Origin of the sequence: Trujillonella endophytica, assembly GCF_900110555.1 — a bacterium.
GTDB lineage: Bacteria > Actinomycetota > Actinomycetes > Mycobacteriales > Geodermatophilaceae > Trujillonella > Trujillonella endophytica.
This window is the reverse complement of sequence record NZ_FOEE01000004.1, coordinates 133,400-149,205: the sequence shown is the minus strand read 5'-3', so window position 1 is coordinate 149,205 and position 15,806 is coordinate 133,400. Positions and strand designations below refer to the sequence as shown.

The following is a 15,806-nucleotide window of genomic DNA, read 5'->3' as shown; positions in this document are numbered from 1 at the left end:
CCGGGGATCAGGGAGCCTGATCCCCGCGCAACGGCAACCGCAACGGCAGCGGCAACGGCAACCGCAGCGGCAGCGGCTCAGGCGGTGGGCGCCGGGGGCACCACGTTGTTGCTCACCAGTGGAGTGCGGTCCCAGGCGCGGTGCATGCCCAGGGCCGCGATCGTCTCCGCCGCCATGGCCGCGGTCGCCTTCGGTCCGGTGATCACGCCGGGCGCCTCCGGGTCGATCCCCGCTGCGCGCAGCACCTCCACGCCGTCGCCCCAGGCGCCGATGCCCTTCAGGTGGCGGAAGGCCTCCTGCAGCATCGTGACGGCGCGGAAGTCGCCGTCCTTGGGGGCGCCGTCGGCCACGACGATCGCGTCGAACTCGATCGAGCGGCCGGTGGCGAACGTCCGCTCGACGATCTCCACGTCCTTGCCGTCGACGAGCTGGCCGCCGTGCGGGGCGATCACCCGCAGCAGCGCGCCCTCCGCCTCGAGCGCGGTACGCAGCTTCGCGATCCCCTTCAGGTCCGCGCCCGGGCCGGCGACCACGCCGACGATCCGGCCGTCGATCGGGAAGGGCTCGGGCTTGATCTGCCGCAGCGCGGGGGAGAGGGCGCCGGGCTCCACCGGCTCCGGCGCCGGAGCCGGCAGGCCGAGGCCGGCCGCCACCTGGGCGCAGAGGTCGGTGTCGATCTTCGCCAGCACGGCCAGCCCGCGCTCCTTGATCGACTGCTCATAGCACTTGCCGAGCTCGAACGTGTACGCGTCCGCGATGTGCTGCTGCTCGATGCTGGTCAGGCTGGCGTAGAACAGCGCCGCCTGGGAGTAGTGGTCGTCGAACGAGGCCGGCGCGGTCCGGCCGACCTCGCCGCTGACCTTCCGCGGCACCTGGATGTAGGCGGCGTCGGCCCACTCGGCGGGGAACGGGCTGCCGTCGTCGACGCTGTTGGGCGTGTAGGGCGCCTGCCCGGTGTGGACGGCGTGCTGGTGGAAGCCGTCCCGCGTCATGTCGTTGACCGGCGCGTGCGGCCGGTTGATCGGGATCTGGGTGAAGTTCGGCCCGCCGAGACGGGTCAGCTGCGTGTCCAGGTAGGAGAAGTTGCGACCCTGCAGGAGCGGGTCGTTCGTCCCCTCGATGCCGGCGACGAGGTGGCCGGTGTGGAACGCGACCTGCTCGGTCTCGGCGAAGAAGTTCGTCGGGTTGGCGTTGAGCACCAGCTTGCCGATCGGCTGCACCGGCGCGAGCTCCTCCGGAACCATCTTGGTCGGGTCCAGCAGGTCGATGCCCTCGAAGGTCTCCTCCGGGGTGTCGGGGAAGACCTGCACGCCGAGCTCCCACTCGGGGAAGGCGCCGTTCTCGATGGAGTCGTAGAGGTCGCGGCGGTGGAAGTCGGGGTCGAAGCCCGCGGCCAGCTGCGCCTCCTCCCAGGTGAGGGAGTGGACGCCCAGCTTGGGCTTCCAGTGGAACTTGACCAGGCAGGTCTGCCGGTCGGCGTTCACCAGCCGGAAGGTGTGGACGCCGAAGCCCTCCATCGTCCGGAAGCTGCGCGGGATCCCGCGGTCGCTCATGTTCCAGATCGTGTGGTGGGTGGCCTCGGTGTGGAGGGTGACGAAGTCCCAGAACGTGTCGTGGGCCGACTGCGCCTGGGGGATCTCCCGGTCGGGGTGCGGCTTGCCGGCGTGGATGACGTCGGGGAACTTGATCGCGTCCTGGATGAAGAAGACCGGGATGTTGTTGCCGACCAGGTCCCAGGTGCCCTCCTTCGTGTAGAACTTCGTCGCGAACCCGCGGGTGTCGCGCACGGTGTCGGCCGAGCCGCGCGAGCCCAGCACCGTGCTGAAGCGCACGAACACCGGCGTCTCCAGGCCCTTCTCGGCCAGGACGGCGGCGCGGGTCAGCTTGCCGGCGGTGCCGTAGGCGGTGAAGACGCCGTGCGCGCCGGCGCCGCGGGCGTGCACCACGCGCTCCGGGATGCGCTCGTGGTCGAAGTGCATGATCTTCTCGCGCAGGTGGAAGTCCTCGAGGAGGACCGGGCCGCGCGGACCCGCCTTGAGCGAGTGGTCGGTGTCGGGAAGGGGCACCCCGTTGGGCGTGGTGAGGACGTCGCCGGCCTGGCCACGCGGGTCGCGACCGGTGCGCGGACCCTCGTACCCCACGCCGGTCGGGCTGACGGGGGCGGGGGCGGACTGGTCGGCATGGCGCTCGGGGGGCATGGCTACTCCAGGGGTAATGGCATCGACTGCGATGCCCTGCGGCTACCCGCTGGGCTCAGTTGCGGAAACGGACCGTCCCTGCTGATGGGACGACGCCGCCGCGCCTGCTCCCCTCGGTGCCTCCGGATCGCCATGATCGCGGCGTGATCGAGCTCGTCGGGCTGACGAAGGTCTTCGGGGACCGCGTCGCCGTCGACGACCTCACGGTCCGCATCGAGCCGGGCCGGGTCACCGGCTTCCTGGGCCCGAACGGCTCCGGAAAGACGACGACGATGCGTTGCGTGCTCGGCCTGGCCCGGCCCACCGCCGGGACGGCGACCGTGCTCGGCGTCCCCTACCGGCGGCTGGACCGGCCCCTGCGCCGGGTCGGGGCGCTCGTCGACCCGCGCGCCCGCCACCCCGGGCGGACGGCGCACGCGCACCTGCTGGCACTGGCCCGGTCCAACGGGCTGCCGCGGCGGCGGGTGGCCGAGGTGATCGACCTCGTGGGCCTGGCCGCGGTGGCGTACGACCGGGTCGGCGGCTACTCCCTCGGGATGGGCCAGCGCCTGGGCATGGCGGGCGCACTGCTGGGCGAACCCGAGGTGTTGCTGCTCGACGAGCCGGTCAACGGGCTGGACCCCGAGGGCATCCGCTGGGTCCGCGGGCTGCTCCGCGGGCTGGCGGCCGAGGGGCGCACGGTGCTCGTCTCCAGCCACCTCATGAGCGAGATGGAGGACACGGCCGACCACCTCGTCGTGCTCGGTCGCGGGCGGCTGCTGGCCGACGTCCCGATGGCGGAGCTGCTCGGCGCCTCCGCGGCCGTCCGGGTGCGCAGCCCCGCGGCCCCGCTGCTGGCCTCGGCGCTGCGACGGGCCGGTGCGGCGGTCGTGCTGGAGCTGGACGGGGCGCTGCGGATCGAGGGCCTGGACCCGGCCGACGTCGGGGACGTCGCCCACGCCGCCGGGGTGCCGGTGCACGAGCTGACCCGGGTGGTCGCCTCGCTGGAGGCCGCCTACCTGGCGCTGACCGGCGGCGAGGTCGAGTACCGCGCCGGGCTCCCGGGACTTCCGTGACGGCGGGCCTGGTGGCTGCGGCCTGGACGCGGCTGAGCTCGGTGCGGTCGACCTGGTGGTGCACCGCCGTCCACCTGGTCGTCGCGGCCGGCTTCGGCTGGCTGGCCGCGGCGGGCACCCCGACGTCGTCCCGGGCGGACGTCGCGGTCGAGGTGGCGCTGACCGGCTTCGGTTTCGCGCAGCTGGTCCTGGTCGTCCTGGGGGTCCTCGCCGTCAGCGCGGAGTTCGGCACGGGCAGCGCGGTCTCGGCCCTCGTCGCGGTGCCCCGCCGGACGGCGTGGCTCGCCGCCACCACCGCCGTCGTCTCGGCGTGGGCCGCGCTGCTCACCGCGGTGGCGGCGGTCGGCTGCGCCGTGGCGGCGCGGGTGCTCGTGGCGGTACCGGGCGGGGTCTCCCTCACCGACCCCGCGGTGCTGCGCGCGCTCGGGCTGCAGGTGGCCGGTGCGGTCCTCGTGACGGTGCTCGGGGTCGGGCTCGGAACGCTGCTGCGAGCCACTGCCGGCGGTGTCGGGCTGGGGATGGCGCTGGTGTTCGTGCTGCCGCCGGCGCTCGCCCTGGCCGGCGGCCGGTGGGCCACCGTGGCCTCGCAGGGGCTGCCGGCGCTGCGGGTGGGGGAGGACCCCTTCCTGGCCGTGTCGACGACGTGGGCGGTCGGCCTGGCGGTCACCGCCGGGTGGGCCCTCGCGGCCTGGGCGCTCGGCGCGGTGCTGCTCGAGCGGCGCGATCTCTAGCGGGCCCAGGGACGCAGGGCCCTTCCCGGGGGGCCGACACCGCGGGACGGTCGCTGCGTGAGCGACGAGCAGGGGCTCCAGGGCCTCGTGGACGCGTTCAACGCGCACGACCTGGACCGGATCATGTCCTTCTTCACCGACGACTGCGTGCTGGAGACGCCGCGGGGAACCGAGCCCTGGGGCACGCGCTACAGCGGTCGCGCGGCCGTCCGAGAGGGGTTCGCCGGGCGGTTCGCCGGGATCCCCGACGTGCACTACGGCGAGGACGAGCACTGGGCCTGCGGCGACCACGCGGTCTCCCGCTGGCTGCTGACCGGGACCTCGACGTCGGGGGAGAAGGTGCGCGTGCGCGGGTGCGACCTGTTCGACCTGGCGCCGGATGGCCGCATCCGCCGCAAGGACTCCTACTGGAAGATCGTCGACTAGCGGATCCCGGCGACGTCCCCGAGCCGTGCAGTTCCGCACTTCTGCACCGGTGCAGAAGTGCGGAACTGCACGGGGTGGCGGTCAGCGCGGGCCGAACGCGGCCGCGCGGAAGGCGTCGAACACCGGCGGCGGCTCCGGCGACGCCCACATCTGGTTGGTCAGCAGCACCGCCGTCGCGCCGGTGACGGGGTCGGTCCACCAGGAGCTGCCCAGCCCGCCGTCCCAGCCGAAGGAGCCGGCCGACCGCCCGCCGGGTTCGTCGGTCCGGCGGACGCCGATGCCCAGGCCCCAGCCGCCGCCCTCGTCGTCGACTGGGCCAGCCTGCTCGGTGAGCATCACCGCGACGGTCGCCGGGGCGAGGACCCGCTCGCCGCCGGGCGCGCGTCCACCCGACGCCAGCATCCCCGCGAAGGCGGCCACGTCGTCGACGGTCGAGACCAGCCCGTCGCCGCCGTCGGGGAACGCCGGCGGCCGGGCCCACTGCCCGTCGGAGGCGTCGAAGCAGTCGCGCCGGCCGTCGTCGCCCGGCGGTGTCCAGTGCGGGCCCAGCCGGCCGCGGGCGTGCTCGGGGACGCCGAAGCCGGTGTCGCACATCCCGAGCGGGTCCAGCACCCGCTCGGCGAGCACCTCGGGCAGCGGACGCCGCGCGGCGCGGGCCACGAGGACGCCCAGCACGCTCGCGCCCACGTGGTACAGCCAGCGCTCGCCCGGCTGGTACGCCAGCGGCAGGGTGGCGAGCCGGCGCAGCCACTCGTCCGGCGGCGGCGCGGCCTGCGGCTGCGGCGGCCCCGCCGGCATCCCGATGCCCCCGAGCGCCTCGACCGTCGGGGTCGGCCAGGAGGCGGTGAAGTCGATGCCGAGCCCGAGGCGGAACGTGAGGACGTCGCGCACCGTGATCGGCCGGCGGGCCGGGACCGTGCCGGCGGAGGCATCGGCCGGGTCGGCGAGCACCACCCGGCCGGCGAGCTCGGGCAGCAGCCGGTCGACCGGCTCGTCGAGGGCGAGGACGCCGTCGTCGACCAGCGCGAGAGCGGCGGCGGCGACGACCGGCTTGGTCATCGAGGAGATGCGGAAGACCGAGTCGGGACGCACCGCGTCCGTCCCGCCGGGGGCGTGCGCGCCCGCGGCGCCGCGCGCCACCTCCCCGCCGCGGGTGGCGAGCCACGCCGCGCCCGGCACCTGGTCCCCGGCGACCGCCCCGGTCACCACCGTCTGGACGTCGTCCGCCAGCCCCATGCCGCCTCCTCGGGAGTCGCTTCCCTGGTAGGACGTGCCGGAGCGCCCGGACTCATCGGCGACGCCCGGATCCCGAGGAGCCCACCGTGACCGCACCGACCAGCGTCGAGGAGTACCTGGCCGCGCTCCCCGCCGCGGCGCAGGCGGTGCTGCTCGAGGTCCGTGCCGCCGTCCTGCGGGGGATGCCCGGCGCCACCGAGACGATCCGCTACGGGATGCCGGCGGCGATGCTGGGCGACCGGTACGGCCTGCACTTCGCAGCCTGGAAGTCCCACGCGGCGCTGTACCCGGTGCCGGTGTTCGACGGCGACCTGGAGGCCGAGGTCGCGCCGCTGCGGTCGGGCAAGGACGCCGTCCACCTGCGCTACGCCCGGCCGGTCCCCGCGGATTTGGTCGAGCGGATCGCCGCGGCGGTCGCCGCCCGGCGCGTCCCCTGACGCGCCGGCTCAGCTGCGGGCGGCCCGGCGCAGGGCGGCGAGGTAGCGCCGGGTGGCCAGGGCCTGTACCCGCCACGCGAGCGGGCCGGCCAGCCGGGCGGAGGGGGAGGCCAGCCGGGAGAACACCCGCAGCCGCACGGTGACCTCTCCGGAGGCCGCGATCCGCACGAGGAACGCCTCCTCGCCGCTCTCCGGGTGCCCGGGCAGGGTGCCGTAGGCGAACCCCTGCTCGTCGCCCGCGGTGCGTGCCCACACCACGCGGCAGGGGATGTCGTAGCCGAGCCGGTCCAGGCCCGCGGTGAGGACGACGACCGTGCCGGGCTCGGTGGGCGGACCGCTCGCGCGCACCCGCAGGCCGACGCTGCGCTGCACCCGCCAGGCGAACACCGCGGCCACGACCCGGTCGAAGACGTCGCGCCCGCCGCCCACCACGACCGTGTGCTCGGAGTGCCGGTACCCGGCGGGGAGCACCGGATCGGCGGTCGCGCCCACCTCCGGATAGGTGAACGGCACGTCGGCGAGGCCGGCCGGGGTCACGGCGCGCAGGAGTCCCATGTCGCCGAGTCTGCGGTGCCCCGCCGGAACCCACCGGCTAGGTTGGCCGGCACTGTGCTGCCCGCCGTCACCGCCACCCGCTACGTCACCCCGCTGCGTGAGGGTGGCTCGCTGCCGGGGCTCATGGAGGCCGACGACCTGGGCACCTACGTGGTCAAGTGGCGGGCCGCCGGGCAGGGCGTCCGGGTGCTGGTCGCCGAGGTGGTCTGCGGCGAGCTGGCCCGGGCGCTGGCCCTGCCGGTGCCGGCGCTGGTGACGGTGGACGTCGCCCCCGAGCTCGCCGTGGGCGAGCCGGACCAGGAGGTGCAGGAGCTGCTGCAGCGCTCGGCCGGGATCAACCTGGGGCTGGACTACCTGCCGGGCGCGCTCGACTTCGAGGCCGGCGTGGCGGAGGTCGGTGCCGAACTGGCCGGCCGGGTGCTGTGGTTCGACGCGCTGGTCGGCAACGTGGACCGCTCCTGGCGCAACCCCAACATGCTGTTCTGGCACGGCCGGCTGCAGCTGATCGACCACGGCGCCGCGCTGACCTTCCACCACAGCTGGCCGGGCGCCGCGGCGGCGGTCTCCCGCCCCTACGACGCGACCCAGCACGCGCTGGTCGAGTGCTCTCCCGATGTGCGCGCGGCCGACGCCGACCTGGCGCCGCTGGTGACGCGTCAGGTGCTCGAGCAGGTCCTCGCGCAGGTGCCAGACGCGTGGCTGGAGGAGGAAGGACCCCGGTCCCCCCATCCCTCGCAGGCTCGGGGCGGGCCCCTGACCGGGGCCGGGCCGGAGCCGCCCGGGCGGGTGCGGGAGCGGTACGTCGACCAGCTGCTGGCCCGCCTGGCGGCCCGGGACGCGTGGCTTCCCGGGCTCGTCGCGGCGGCGGCCGCGGGCGTGGCCGGCCGGAAGCGTCCGGTGGTCGGCCGCAACCGGCCGGCGTGGCTGGGCCCGCCGCCGCCCGAGGGGGTGACCCAGCGGTGAGGGACGAATCGGAGCGCAGGAGCCCAGCGGTGAGGGACACCTTCGAGTACGCCGTCCTGCGGGTGGTGCCTCGGGTGGAGCGGGGGGAGTTCCTGAACGCCGGCGTGATCGTCTACTGCCGGCAGCGGGACTACCTGGGCTGCCGCCTGCACCTGGACCCGGCCCGGCTCCGCGGCCTCGACCCGACCGCCGACGTCGAGGCGATCGCCGGTGCGCTGCAGGCCGTCGCCGATGTCTGTGCCGCGGACGGCGCCTCCGGTGCGGCCGGCCGGGAGGCGCTGGGGTCGCGGTTCCGGTGGCTGACGGCGCCGCGCAGCACCGTCGTCCAGACCGGGCCGGTGCACACCGGGCTGACCGCGGACCCCGACGCCGAGGCCGACCGCCTGCTCCGCCTGCTGGTCCTCCCCGTCAGCGGGTGACGACGCCCCGGCCACCCGCGCGAGGCGGGCGGCCGGGGCGTCGTCGGACCGGGGTGACCTACAGCGGGCCCGCGTTCCACGGGCCGCGCAGGGCCACGGTGAAGCCCTGTCCGGCAGCGCCGTTGCCGAAGACGTTGAAGAACAGGGTCCGACCGTCGGGGCTGAACGCTGCACCGGCGAGCTCGGCGTCGTTGAAGCGGTTGACGACGAGCTCGAAGGGCTGAGCGTCGGCGCTGAGGCCGATGAGGCGGTTCACGTCCGTGAGCCCGGGTGCCAGCGGGTGGGTGTCGCCGTCGCCCGAGGCGTCGTCCTCGCACAGGATGATCCCGCCCCGCGGCGTGACCACGAGGTTGTCCGGCGAGTCCAGGACGTCGCTGCCGGTGGACTCGAAGATCATCGACAGCGTCTGCCGGGCGATGTCGTACTGCCAGATCTGACCGCGCCGGGCGGCGCCGCCGGACGTCGAGGCGAAGGTCATCGTGCCCGCGCCCGCCCAGATGCCCTCGAGCCGGTTGAAGTAGGCGGCTCCGAGGGTGCGGCCCTGGACAGCGGTCCGCGGCTGGGCCGGCAGCTCGGGGTCGGGGATGGCGATGTCGACCCACGTCACCGGGAAGGTCGCGCCCTGCTGCTGTCCGGTGAACGCGGTGAAGGTGGGCTGGCCGTCGACCGCCAGCATCTGCAGCCGGCCGGTACGGAGGGAGCGGTCGTCGGGCAGGTAGCGGTAGAAGCCGCTCGTGTCGCCCTGGTCCTCGGTGAGGTACACGACGCCGGCGGCGTCCTGGGCTACGGCCTCGTGGGCGAAGCGACCCATCTGGCGGAACGGTTCGGCCCGGACCGGACCTTCGGCGGCAGCGGGGACGAAGTAGGTGTAGCCGTGCTTCTGCTCGAAGCCGTTGGCGGGACCGACCGTCGTCTCCTCGCAGGTCATCCACCCCTGCACGCCGTCGACGGAGACGATCCCGCCGGCGCAGTTCACCGTCGTGCCGGTGAGGACGATCGACTCGCGGACGACGTGGTTCAGGTTTCTGTCGAACTCGAGCGTCGTCACCCCGCCGTACGCACGCGCGTCGTAGGCGTTGGTGCGGTCCCTGATCGAGAACTGCTGCGGCGCGCCGGCCGGCGCCCGGTCCTCGCAGTTGCGCAGGTAGGCCACGTTGCCGTTGGCGAGCTCGAAGGCGGCGGCGCCGTCGAGCTGGTGCGGGTGGGGGTGGTCGTACCCGGACATGGGCGCACCCGTGATGCCGTGGACGCTGTAGGTGAAGCCGGCGGGGACGGCGAGGTACTCGGGACCGCCGCCGCGGGGGGCCGTGGGCCGCAGCGGCCCGTAGCCGGCCCCGGGACGACCGCCGCCGGGTGCCGGCGGTGCCGCGGACGCCGGGCCGGCGGTGGCGCCGAGCAGGGTCGATCCGAACGCGGTCGCCACCGCCAGGGCAGAACCGCTGGTCAGGAACGAGCGCCGGTTCATCGTCATGTGGAGGTTCTCCCGAAGGTCGTGCGGCGGCGGATGGAGCCGCCGTCTGGCTTCGACACTCGGTGGCGGAAGGGACCGCCACGGGACCTCCGGGCATCCATTGCGTGAACGTGTGCGGTCGTCCGACCGGGTCCGGTCCTCCCCGCTCGCCCGACCCCGCGGGCGTGCCTGCCGCGCGCGCCGCACCGCACGGCGCGGTGGGTCCCGCCGGCCACCGGCAGGGGTTCGCTCGGACTTCACCCGCGTCTCACCCGCGCCGGGCGATCCGGCCCGAGGGTTCCGGTCATGACGACCGCATCCGTGGCCCGGTGGAGCGCCACCGCGCTGACCGCAGGCCTCTGCCTCTCGCTGGCCGCTCCAGCCGCCGCCGCTCCCGGTGGACCTCGCGGTGCCGCACCGACGACGATCGCCCTGCTGGGCGACACCCCGTACGGCGACGCCCAGCGGCTGGAGTTCCCCGCCCTGGTCGACGACATCGACGCGGACCCGCGGGTCCGCCTGGTCCTGCACGCGGGCGACGTCAAGAGCGGGTCGACGACCTGCGACGACGCGCGGTTCGCCGACCTGGCGGCGCTCTACGGCACCTTCGACGATCCCTTCGTGCTGACGCCCGGGGACAACGAGTGGACCGACTGCCACCGGCCTGCGGCGGGTGGCTATGTGCCGACCGAGCGGCTCGAGGCCGTGCGGGACGTCTTCTATCCGGAGCCCGGCCGCACGCTGGGAACGCAGGCGATGCCGGTGACTGCGCAGTCGCAAGCGCAACCCGGGCACGCCGCGTACGTCGAGAACGTGCTGTTCGAGCGCAGCCGGGTCGTGTTCGCCACCGTGCACGTCGTCGGGAGCGAGAACGGCCTCGCCCCGTGGACGGGGATCGGTGACCGTCCGGCGGAACGGGTGGCCGAGTTCGAGGCGCGTCGCGCGGCCAACCTCGCGTGGATCGCGGCCGCCTTCGACGAGGCCGAGCGCACCGACGCGGCCGGCGTCGTCCTCCTCCTGCAGGCCGAGCCAGTGGCGTCCCCGGGGTTCCAGGCCGAGCGGGACCTCATCGTCCGGGAGGCCGCGGCGTTCGGTCGGCCGGTGCTGCTGGCCCACGGCGACGAGCACCGCTACGAGGAGGAGCGGAGGTACGCGGGGGTGCCCAACCTGACCCGGCTGGAGACCTTCGGCGACACGGCCACCGAGTGGCTCCGGCTGACCGTGGACCCGCGGACCCCGGAGGTCTTCTCCTGGGAGCCGCAGACGGTCGCGACGACCTGAGGCGGGCCCGCTCAGCCGGGGTAGAGGGCGTCGATCCGGCGGGCGAGGTCCAGGTCGAGCTCGGTGACGCCGCCCTCGGAGTGGCTGACCAGCGCCAGGTGCAGGGTCCGCCAGCGCAGGTCGACGTCGGGGTGGTGGTCGAGATGCTCGGCGACGAAGCCGATCCGCACGATCGCGGCGACGGCGTCGGGGAACGACGGCAGCTCGACCTCGCGCCGCAGGCCCTCGGCGTCGCCGGACCACAGCGGCAGATCGCGCAGCGCCGCCGTCACGTCGTCGGGGGACAGGCGCGGGGGTCGGGGCACGCGCTGATTCTCGCCCCCCTGCGTCAGGTGTGCAGGCCGCACTCGGTCTTGCCGCGGCCGGCCCAGCGCCCCGCGCGCGGGTCCTCGCCGGGAGCGACGGGCCGGGTGCAGGGCGCGCAGCCGATGGACGCGTAGCCGATCTCCTGCAGGGGGTTCACCGGCACCTGGTGCTCGGCGATGTAGGCGTCGACGTCGGCGTCGGTCCAGGCGGCCAGGGGATTCACCTTGACCATGCCGCGCTTGGCGTCCCAGTCGACCAGCCGGGTGCCGGCGCGGGTCGGGGCCTCGTCGCGGCGCACCCCGGACCCCCAGGCGACGTACCCGGCCAGCGCCTGCGCCAGCGGCTGGACCTTGCGCAGCGAGCAGCACAGGTCCGGGTCGCGCTGGTGCAGTTCCGGGCCGTACTCGGCGTCCTGCTCGGCGACGGTCTGCGGCGCGGTCACGTTGACGAGCGTGATCGGCAGGACGCCGCTCACCCAGTCGCGGGTGCCGATGGTCTCGGCGAAGTGGTAGCCGGTGTCGAGGAAGACGACGTTGACGCCCGGGACGGACCGGGAGGCCAGGTGGGCCAGCAGCCCGTCGGCCATGGACGAGGTGACGGCGAACCCGGCGCCGAACGTCTCGCCGGCCCAGGCCAGGACGGCGAGCGCCTGCTCGACCGGGTCGGCGATGCCGTCGAAACGGGCGTCCGCGGCGGCCGCGAGCTGGGGGCCGGCGATCTCCGGTGTGGGACGGACGGCGGTGGTCACGACGGCACTCCTGTCCCGGTCAGACGGACGGTGAAGGTGCGCAGGCAGGCGGCGCAGTGCCACTCGCCGCCGTCCCCGTGCGGGGTCAGCCCCTCGTCACCGCAGTACGGGCAGTGGAACACCGGCAGCTGGCGTTGCCTTCCCGACCCGCCGCCGTCGTCCTCGCTCACAACAGCCAGTCCTCCTCGGCGCGCGCGACGTAGGCGGCGAACCGCTCGCCCGGCTCGCGGCGCTGCAGGTAGCCGCGCAGCACGCGCTCGCAGTAGTCGGCGGTCTCGGCCTTGGTCACCTTGTGGCCGCGGAACTTGCGGCCGAAGGTCGCGTCGACGCCGAGGTGGCCGCCCAGATGCACCTGGAAGCCCTCCACCATCTCGCCGGAGTCGTCCTTGACCATCGAGCCCTTGAAGCCGATGTCGGCGGTCTGGAACCGGGCGCAGCTGTTCGGGCAGCCGTTGACGTTGATCCCGATGGGCTCGTCGAACTCCGGCAGCCGCTTCTCCAGCTCGGCGTAGAGATCCTGCGCGTGCTGCTTGGTCTCGACGATCGCCAGCTTGCAGAACTCCAGCCCGGTGCACGCCATCGTGCCGCGGCGGAACGCGCTGGGGCGGACCAGCAGGTCGTGCTCGGCCAGGGCGGCGACCAGCGCCTCCACCTTCTCGTCGGGCACATCGAGGATGACGAGCTTCTGCTGGGTCGTCGTCCGGACGCGGCCCTGGCCGTACTCGTCGGCGAGGTCCGCGATGGTGGTGAGCAGCGAGCCGCTGATCCGGCCGGTGCGCAGCGCGAAGCCGACGGCGTTGAGGCCGTCCTTCTGCCGGGCGACGCCGACGTGGTCGCGCTGGTCGTGCTTGGCCTTGGCCGGCGCGGGGCCGTCGGGCAGCTGCCGCTGCAGGTACTCGTCCTGCAGTACCTGGCGGAACTTCTCCGGACCCCAGTCGGCCATCAGGAACTTGATGCGGGCGCGGGTGCGCTGCCGGCGGTAGCCGTAGTCGCGGAAGACGGAGGTGACGCCGGCCCACACCTCGGTCACCTCCTCGGGCCGGACGAAGACGCCGACCCGCTGGGCGAACATCGGGTTGGTCGACAGCCCGCCGCCGACCCACAGGTCGTAGCCGGCCTCGCCCGCCTCGTTCACGACGCCGACGAACGCGACGTCGTCGATCTCGGGCTCGGTGCAGTGGTCGACGCAGCCGGACATCGACGTCTTCCACTTGCGCGGCAGGTTGCTGAACTCGGGGTTGCCGACGTACTTGTCCACCGTCGCGTGGATGACGTCGGTGGCGTCGATGACCTCGTCCTCGAGGATGCCGGCCAGCGGGCAGCCGAGCATGACGCGCGGCACGTCGCCACAGGCCTCCATGCTGCTCAGCCCGACCGTCTCCAGCCGCCGCCAGATCTCGGGGACGTCCTCGATGCGGATCCAGTGGTACTGCACGTTCTGCCGGTCGGTGACGTCGGCGACGTCGCGCCCGAACTCGGTGCTGATGCCGCCGATGACCCGCAGCGCGTCGCTGCTCAGCTGCCCGCTGTCGATGCGCACGCGCATCATGAAGTAGGAGTCCTCGAGCTCCTCGGGCTCCAGGACGGCGGTCTTGCCACCGGGGATGCCCTGGGCGCGCTGGGTGTAGAGCCCCATCCACCGCATCCGGCCGCGCAGGTCACCCGGGTCGATGGAGTCGAAGCCGGCCTTCGCGTAGATGTCGATGATCCGCTGCTGGACCTCGAGCCCGTCGGAGTCCTTCTTCATCCGCTCGTTCGGGTTCAGCGGCTCCCGGTAGCCGAGCGCCCACTGGCCCTGACCCCGCTGGGGTCGGTTGCTGGTTCGCGTGGGGGAGGACACGGAGGGCACTTCTTCCTGCGCCGTCGTCCGCCGGTCGTGCCCGGCGGGAGGCGCTGCCAGGTCGGGGGGCGCAGCAGGTGCTGCGGGGGAGGACTGGTCTCAGCGCGGGGCGAGACAGGCTGCGCTGCTGACGCGCGCGAGGTCGATGTGACGGCGCGCGACGAGGAGGACGCCACCACCGGTCACGCCCCGATCGTCTCACACCCGGGCCCCCGGGCGGTGTGACTCAGGCGACCGCGCCCGGGGCGCCGGCTGCGGCGGCGTCGATCGCGGCCCGGATCCTGGCCACGGACTCGGCGAGGGGCGTGACCGACGTGTCGAGCACGAGGTCCGGGCGGGCGGGCGCCTCGTAGGGGTCGTCGATGCCGGTGAAGCCCGGGATCTCCCCGGCGCGGGCCTTGGCGTACAGGCCCTTGACGTCGCGCCCCTCGCACACCTCCAGCGGGGTGGACAGGTGCACCAGCAGGAACCGGCCGTGCCGCTCGACCAGTTCGCGCGCCTCCTCCCGGGCCGCCTCGTACGGGGCGATCGCGGCGACGACCACCGTGCCGCCGTGCTTGACCACCTCGCCGGCGACGAAGCCGATGCGCCGGATGTTGAGGTCCCGGTGGGCGCGGCTGAAGTCCAGCTCGCTGGACAGGTGGGTGCGGACGACGTCGCCGTCCAGAACGGTGACCGGGCGACCGTCGGCCTCCAGCCGTGCCACCAGGGCGTCGGCGATCGTGGACTTCCCGGCGCCGGAGAGCCCGGTCAGGAACACGGTGACGCCGGCGGCGGAGGCACTGCTCATGCCGCCAGTCTCGCCCAGGCCCGGCCGGGTCACTCCCCCGGGGAGTCGCTGAACGACCGCCAGGCGTCCTCGACCGCCGCGAGCTCGCTGACCTCGGCCGGGAGCTTGCCCGCGACGACGTCGGCGAGCGTGACCTCCTCCAGGACGCGGCGGTAGGCGGCGCGGGCGGCGACCCACACCGCGGCCAGCGGCTCCGCGGTGCCCGGGTAGGAGACGTCCTCGGGTCGCTGGCCGTGGACCTCGGCGAGGAAGCCCTGCTCGACGCGCATCACCCGGGCGATGGAGATCTCCGAGGCGGGGAGGGCGAGCCGGTACCCGCCCTCGCGGCCGCGCTGGCTGGTGACCAGCCGGGCGTGCTGGAGGTCGCCGAGAATCGACTGGAGGAAGCGGGAGGGGATGTCCTGGGCCGTGGCGATCTTGTCGCACGTGAGCGCGTCGGGCGCCGCCGCGGCCAGTTCGAGGGCGGCGCGGACGGCGTAGTCGACGCGGGCGGTGATGCGCATCGCCTCATCTTGCCGTCCCGCGCCGCTCTGGCAGGGTGACGCGGTGCCCCACCTGCGTTTCACCACCCTGGTGGAGGCCCCGCTGACCGTCGCCTTCGACGTCGCGCGGGCCCTCGGGCGGCCGTGGGGGGCGCCGCTGGAGGAGGTCGCGTCCGAGCGGCCCTACCGCGACGTGTACTCCGGCGGGCGGCGCGGACCGACCCATACGCGCTCCTTCTCGGCGACCGGCGCCGGCACCCTGGTCGAGGAGCGCGTGGAGTGGACACCGGCCCTGCCGGGCCCGCCGGGTCGTGTGGTCGACCGGCTGCTGGTGCGCCGACCGCTGGTGCGCGCGATGCGGGCGCACCTGGACGCCTACGCCGCGGCGGCCGCGCGGCGCGCCCTCGACGTGGTCCAGGTCGTCGGCGTGGCCCTCGTCGACGGCGACCGCGTGCTGGTCGCCCAGCGCGCGGACGGCCCGTTCGCCGGCTGCTGGGAGTTCCCGGGCGGCAAGGTCGAGCCGGGAGAGGCCGACCTCGAGGCGCTGGTCCGCGAGTGCCGGGAGGAGCTGGGCGTGGAGGTGGCGCCCCAGGCGTTCCTCGGCGAGGTCCCGCTGGACGGCGTCGTCGGTGGCGGCGCCCCGGGCGTCTCCACGCTGCGCGTCTGGTGGGGCCGGGTCGCGGCCGGGGAGGTGACGCCGCACGAGCACACCGAGCTGCGGTGGGTGGTGGCCGCGGACCTCGGCGCGCTGGACTGGATCCCCGCGGACCGGCCGTTGCTGCCCGACGTCGTCCGGGTGCTGGACCCGGCGTCCGGCCGACCCGCGAACGACGAGGGGGGTGCGGGCAGCAGCCCGCACCCCCCTCGCGCCGGCGGCTGACGAGCAGCC

The 15,806-nt window shown here is 74.6% G+C and carries 19 protein-coding genes; 8 read left to right on the top strand and 11 right to left on the bottom strand.

All coding sequences use genetic code 11. From position 1 onward, the window contains the following. Positions 1 to 77 precede the first annotated feature (77 nt). A complete protein-coding gene (locus tag BMY88_RS08075; RefSeq protein WP_091941968.1) occupies positions 78 to 2,198 on the bottom strand; it encodes a catalase in 2,121 nt (706 codons plus the stop codon). Between the two features lie 143 nt (positions 2,199 to 2,341). On the opposite strand from BMY88_RS08075, the gene BMY88_RS08070 reads away from it, so the two are divergent. From BMY88_RS08070 to BMY88_RS08060, 3 genes are read left to right on the top strand one after another with little or no spacing between them, the layout of a single operon-like run. Then, entirely contained in the window at positions 2,342 to 3,253 is a 912-nt protein-coding gene (locus BMY88_RS08070; RefSeq protein WP_091941966.1) for an ABC transporter ATP-binding protein, read from the top strand. Continuing rightward, complete coding sequence (locus tag BMY88_RS08065; protein WP_091941964.1) at positions 3,250 to 3,984, top strand: hypothetical protein; 735 nt, start codon at positions 3,250 to 3,252, stop codon at positions 3,982 to 3,984. The genes BMY88_RS08070 and BMY88_RS08065 overlap by 4 nt, the downstream gene beginning before the upstream one ends. A gap of 57 nt (positions 3,985 to 4,041) precedes the next feature. Next, positions 4,042 to 4,410 carry a nuclear transport factor 2 family protein gene (locus BMY88_RS08060; protein WP_139220434.1) on the top strand — a complete coding sequence of 123 codons (369 nt, stop codon included), beginning with the start codon at positions 4,042 to 4,044 and terminating at the stop codon, positions 4,408 to 4,410. A gap of 81 nt (positions 4,411 to 4,491) precedes the next feature. Here the strand turns inward: BMY88_RS08060 and BMY88_RS08055 are convergent, their stop codons facing one another. Further along, positions 4,492 to 5,646 (bottom strand): serine hydrolase domain-containing protein, encoded by a 1,155-nt coding sequence (locus tag BMY88_RS08055; protein ID WP_091941962.1) that lies wholly within the window; start codon positions 5,644 to 5,646, stop codon positions 4,492 to 4,494. Positions 5,647 to 5,732: 86 nt separating this feature from the next. On the opposite strand from BMY88_RS08055, the gene BMY88_RS08050 reads away from it, so the two are divergent. Beyond that, positions 5,733 to 6,083, top strand: coding sequence for an iron chaperone (locus BMY88_RS08050; protein ID WP_211435554.1), 351 nt, complete (start codon positions 5,733 to 5,735; stop codon positions 6,081 to 6,083). A gap of 9 nt (positions 6,084 to 6,092) precedes the next feature. On the opposite strand, the gene BMY88_RS08045 is transcribed toward BMY88_RS08050, so the two are convergent. Further along, a complete protein-coding gene (locus BMY88_RS08045; protein WP_091941960.1) occupies positions 6,093 to 6,638 on the bottom strand; it encodes a DUF1990 domain-containing protein in 546 nt (181 codons plus the stop codon). Positions 6,639 to 6,692: 54 nt separating this feature from the next. Here BMY88_RS08045 and BMY88_RS08040 point away from each other — a divergent pair, with 54 nt between their 5' ends. Together BMY88_RS08040 and BMY88_RS08035 are read left to right on the top strand one after the other, a co-directional pair. Then, complete coding sequence (locus BMY88_RS08040) at positions 6,693 to 7,601, top strand: HipA family kinase (RefSeq protein WP_091941958.1); 909 nt, start codon at positions 6,693 to 6,695, stop codon at positions 7,599 to 7,601. Between the two features lie 29 nt (positions 7,602 to 7,630). Next, entirely contained in the window at positions 7,631 to 8,020 is a 390-nt protein-coding gene (locus BMY88_RS08035; protein ID WP_211435553.1) for a DUF3037 domain-containing protein, read from the top strand. Positions 8,021 to 8,078: 58 nt separating this feature from the next. Here the strand turns inward: BMY88_RS08035 and BMY88_RS08030 are convergent, their stop codons facing one another. Then, positions 8,079 to 9,491 (bottom strand): alkaline phosphatase PhoX, encoded by a 1,413-nt coding sequence (locus tag BMY88_RS08030; protein WP_091941954.1) that lies wholly within the window; start codon positions 9,489 to 9,491, stop codon positions 8,079 to 8,081. A gap of 285 nt (positions 9,492 to 9,776) precedes the next feature. Here BMY88_RS08030 and BMY88_RS08025 point away from each other — a divergent pair, with 285 nt between their 5' ends. Beyond that, positions 9,777 to 10,751 (top strand): metallophosphoesterase, encoded by a 975-nt coding sequence (locus BMY88_RS08025; protein WP_139220433.1) that lies wholly within the window; start codon positions 9,777 to 9,779, stop codon positions 10,749 to 10,751. 11 nt (positions 10,752 to 10,762) lie between these two features. On the opposite strand, the gene BMY88_RS08020 is transcribed toward BMY88_RS08025, so the two are convergent. From BMY88_RS08020 to BMY88_RS08000, 7 genes are all read right to left on the bottom strand, one after another. Next, positions 10,763 to 11,056 carry a 4a-hydroxytetrahydrobiopterin dehydratase gene (locus BMY88_RS08020; protein ID WP_091941950.1) on the bottom strand — a complete coding sequence of 98 codons (294 nt, stop codon included), beginning with the start codon at positions 11,054 to 11,056 and terminating at the stop codon, positions 10,763 to 10,765. 23 nt (positions 11,057 to 11,079) lie between these two features. Further along, entirely contained in the window at positions 11,080 to 11,805 is a 726-nt protein-coding gene (locus BMY88_RS08015) for a phosphoadenylyl-sulfate reductase (RefSeq protein ID WP_170861009.1), read from the bottom strand. Next, complete coding sequence (locus BMY88_RS23330; RefSeq protein WP_139220432.1) at positions 11,802 to 11,975, bottom strand: Insertion element protein; 174 nt, start codon at positions 11,973 to 11,975, stop codon at positions 11,802 to 11,804. The genes BMY88_RS08015 and BMY88_RS23330 overlap by 4 nt, the downstream gene beginning before the upstream one ends. After that, positions 11,972 to 13,645 carry a nitrite/sulfite reductase gene (locus tag BMY88_RS08010; protein ID WP_091942355.1) on the bottom strand — a complete coding sequence of 558 codons (1,674 nt, stop codon included), beginning with the start codon at positions 13,643 to 13,645 and terminating at the stop codon, positions 11,972 to 11,974. Before BMY88_RS08010 ends, BMY88_RS23330 begins: the two co-directional genes overlap by 4 nt. 99 nt (positions 13,646 to 13,744) lie before the next feature. Further along, on the bottom strand, positions 13,745 to 13,831 hold the full coding sequence (locus BMY88_RS24845) for a putative leader peptide (protein ID WP_428978313.1): 87 nt from the start codon (positions 13,829 to 13,831) through the stop codon (positions 13,745 to 13,747). 40 nt (positions 13,832 to 13,871) lie between these two features. Beyond that, positions 13,872 to 14,435 carry an adenylyl-sulfate kinase gene (cysC, locus tag BMY88_RS08005; RefSeq protein ID WP_091942354.1) on the bottom strand — a complete coding sequence of 188 codons (564 nt, stop codon included), beginning with the start codon at positions 14,433 to 14,435 and terminating at the stop codon, positions 13,872 to 13,874. Positions 14,436 to 14,464: 29 nt separating this feature from the next. Then, the gene (locus tag BMY88_RS08000; protein ID WP_091941948.1) at positions 14,465 to 14,938 is read right to left on the bottom strand and encodes an RrF2 family transcriptional regulator; all 474 of its coding nucleotides are present in this window, start codon (positions 14,936 to 14,938) and stop codon (positions 14,465 to 14,467) included. A 43-nt stretch (positions 14,939 to 14,981) separates the two neighbouring features. On the opposite strand from BMY88_RS08000, the gene BMY88_RS24620 reads away from it, so the two are divergent. Next, complete coding sequence (locus BMY88_RS24620) at positions 14,982 to 15,797, top strand: NUDIX domain-containing protein (RefSeq protein WP_091941946.1); 816 nt, start codon at positions 14,982 to 14,984, stop codon at positions 15,795 to 15,797. The last annotated feature ends 9 nt before the right edge of the window (positions 15,798 to 15,806 follow it).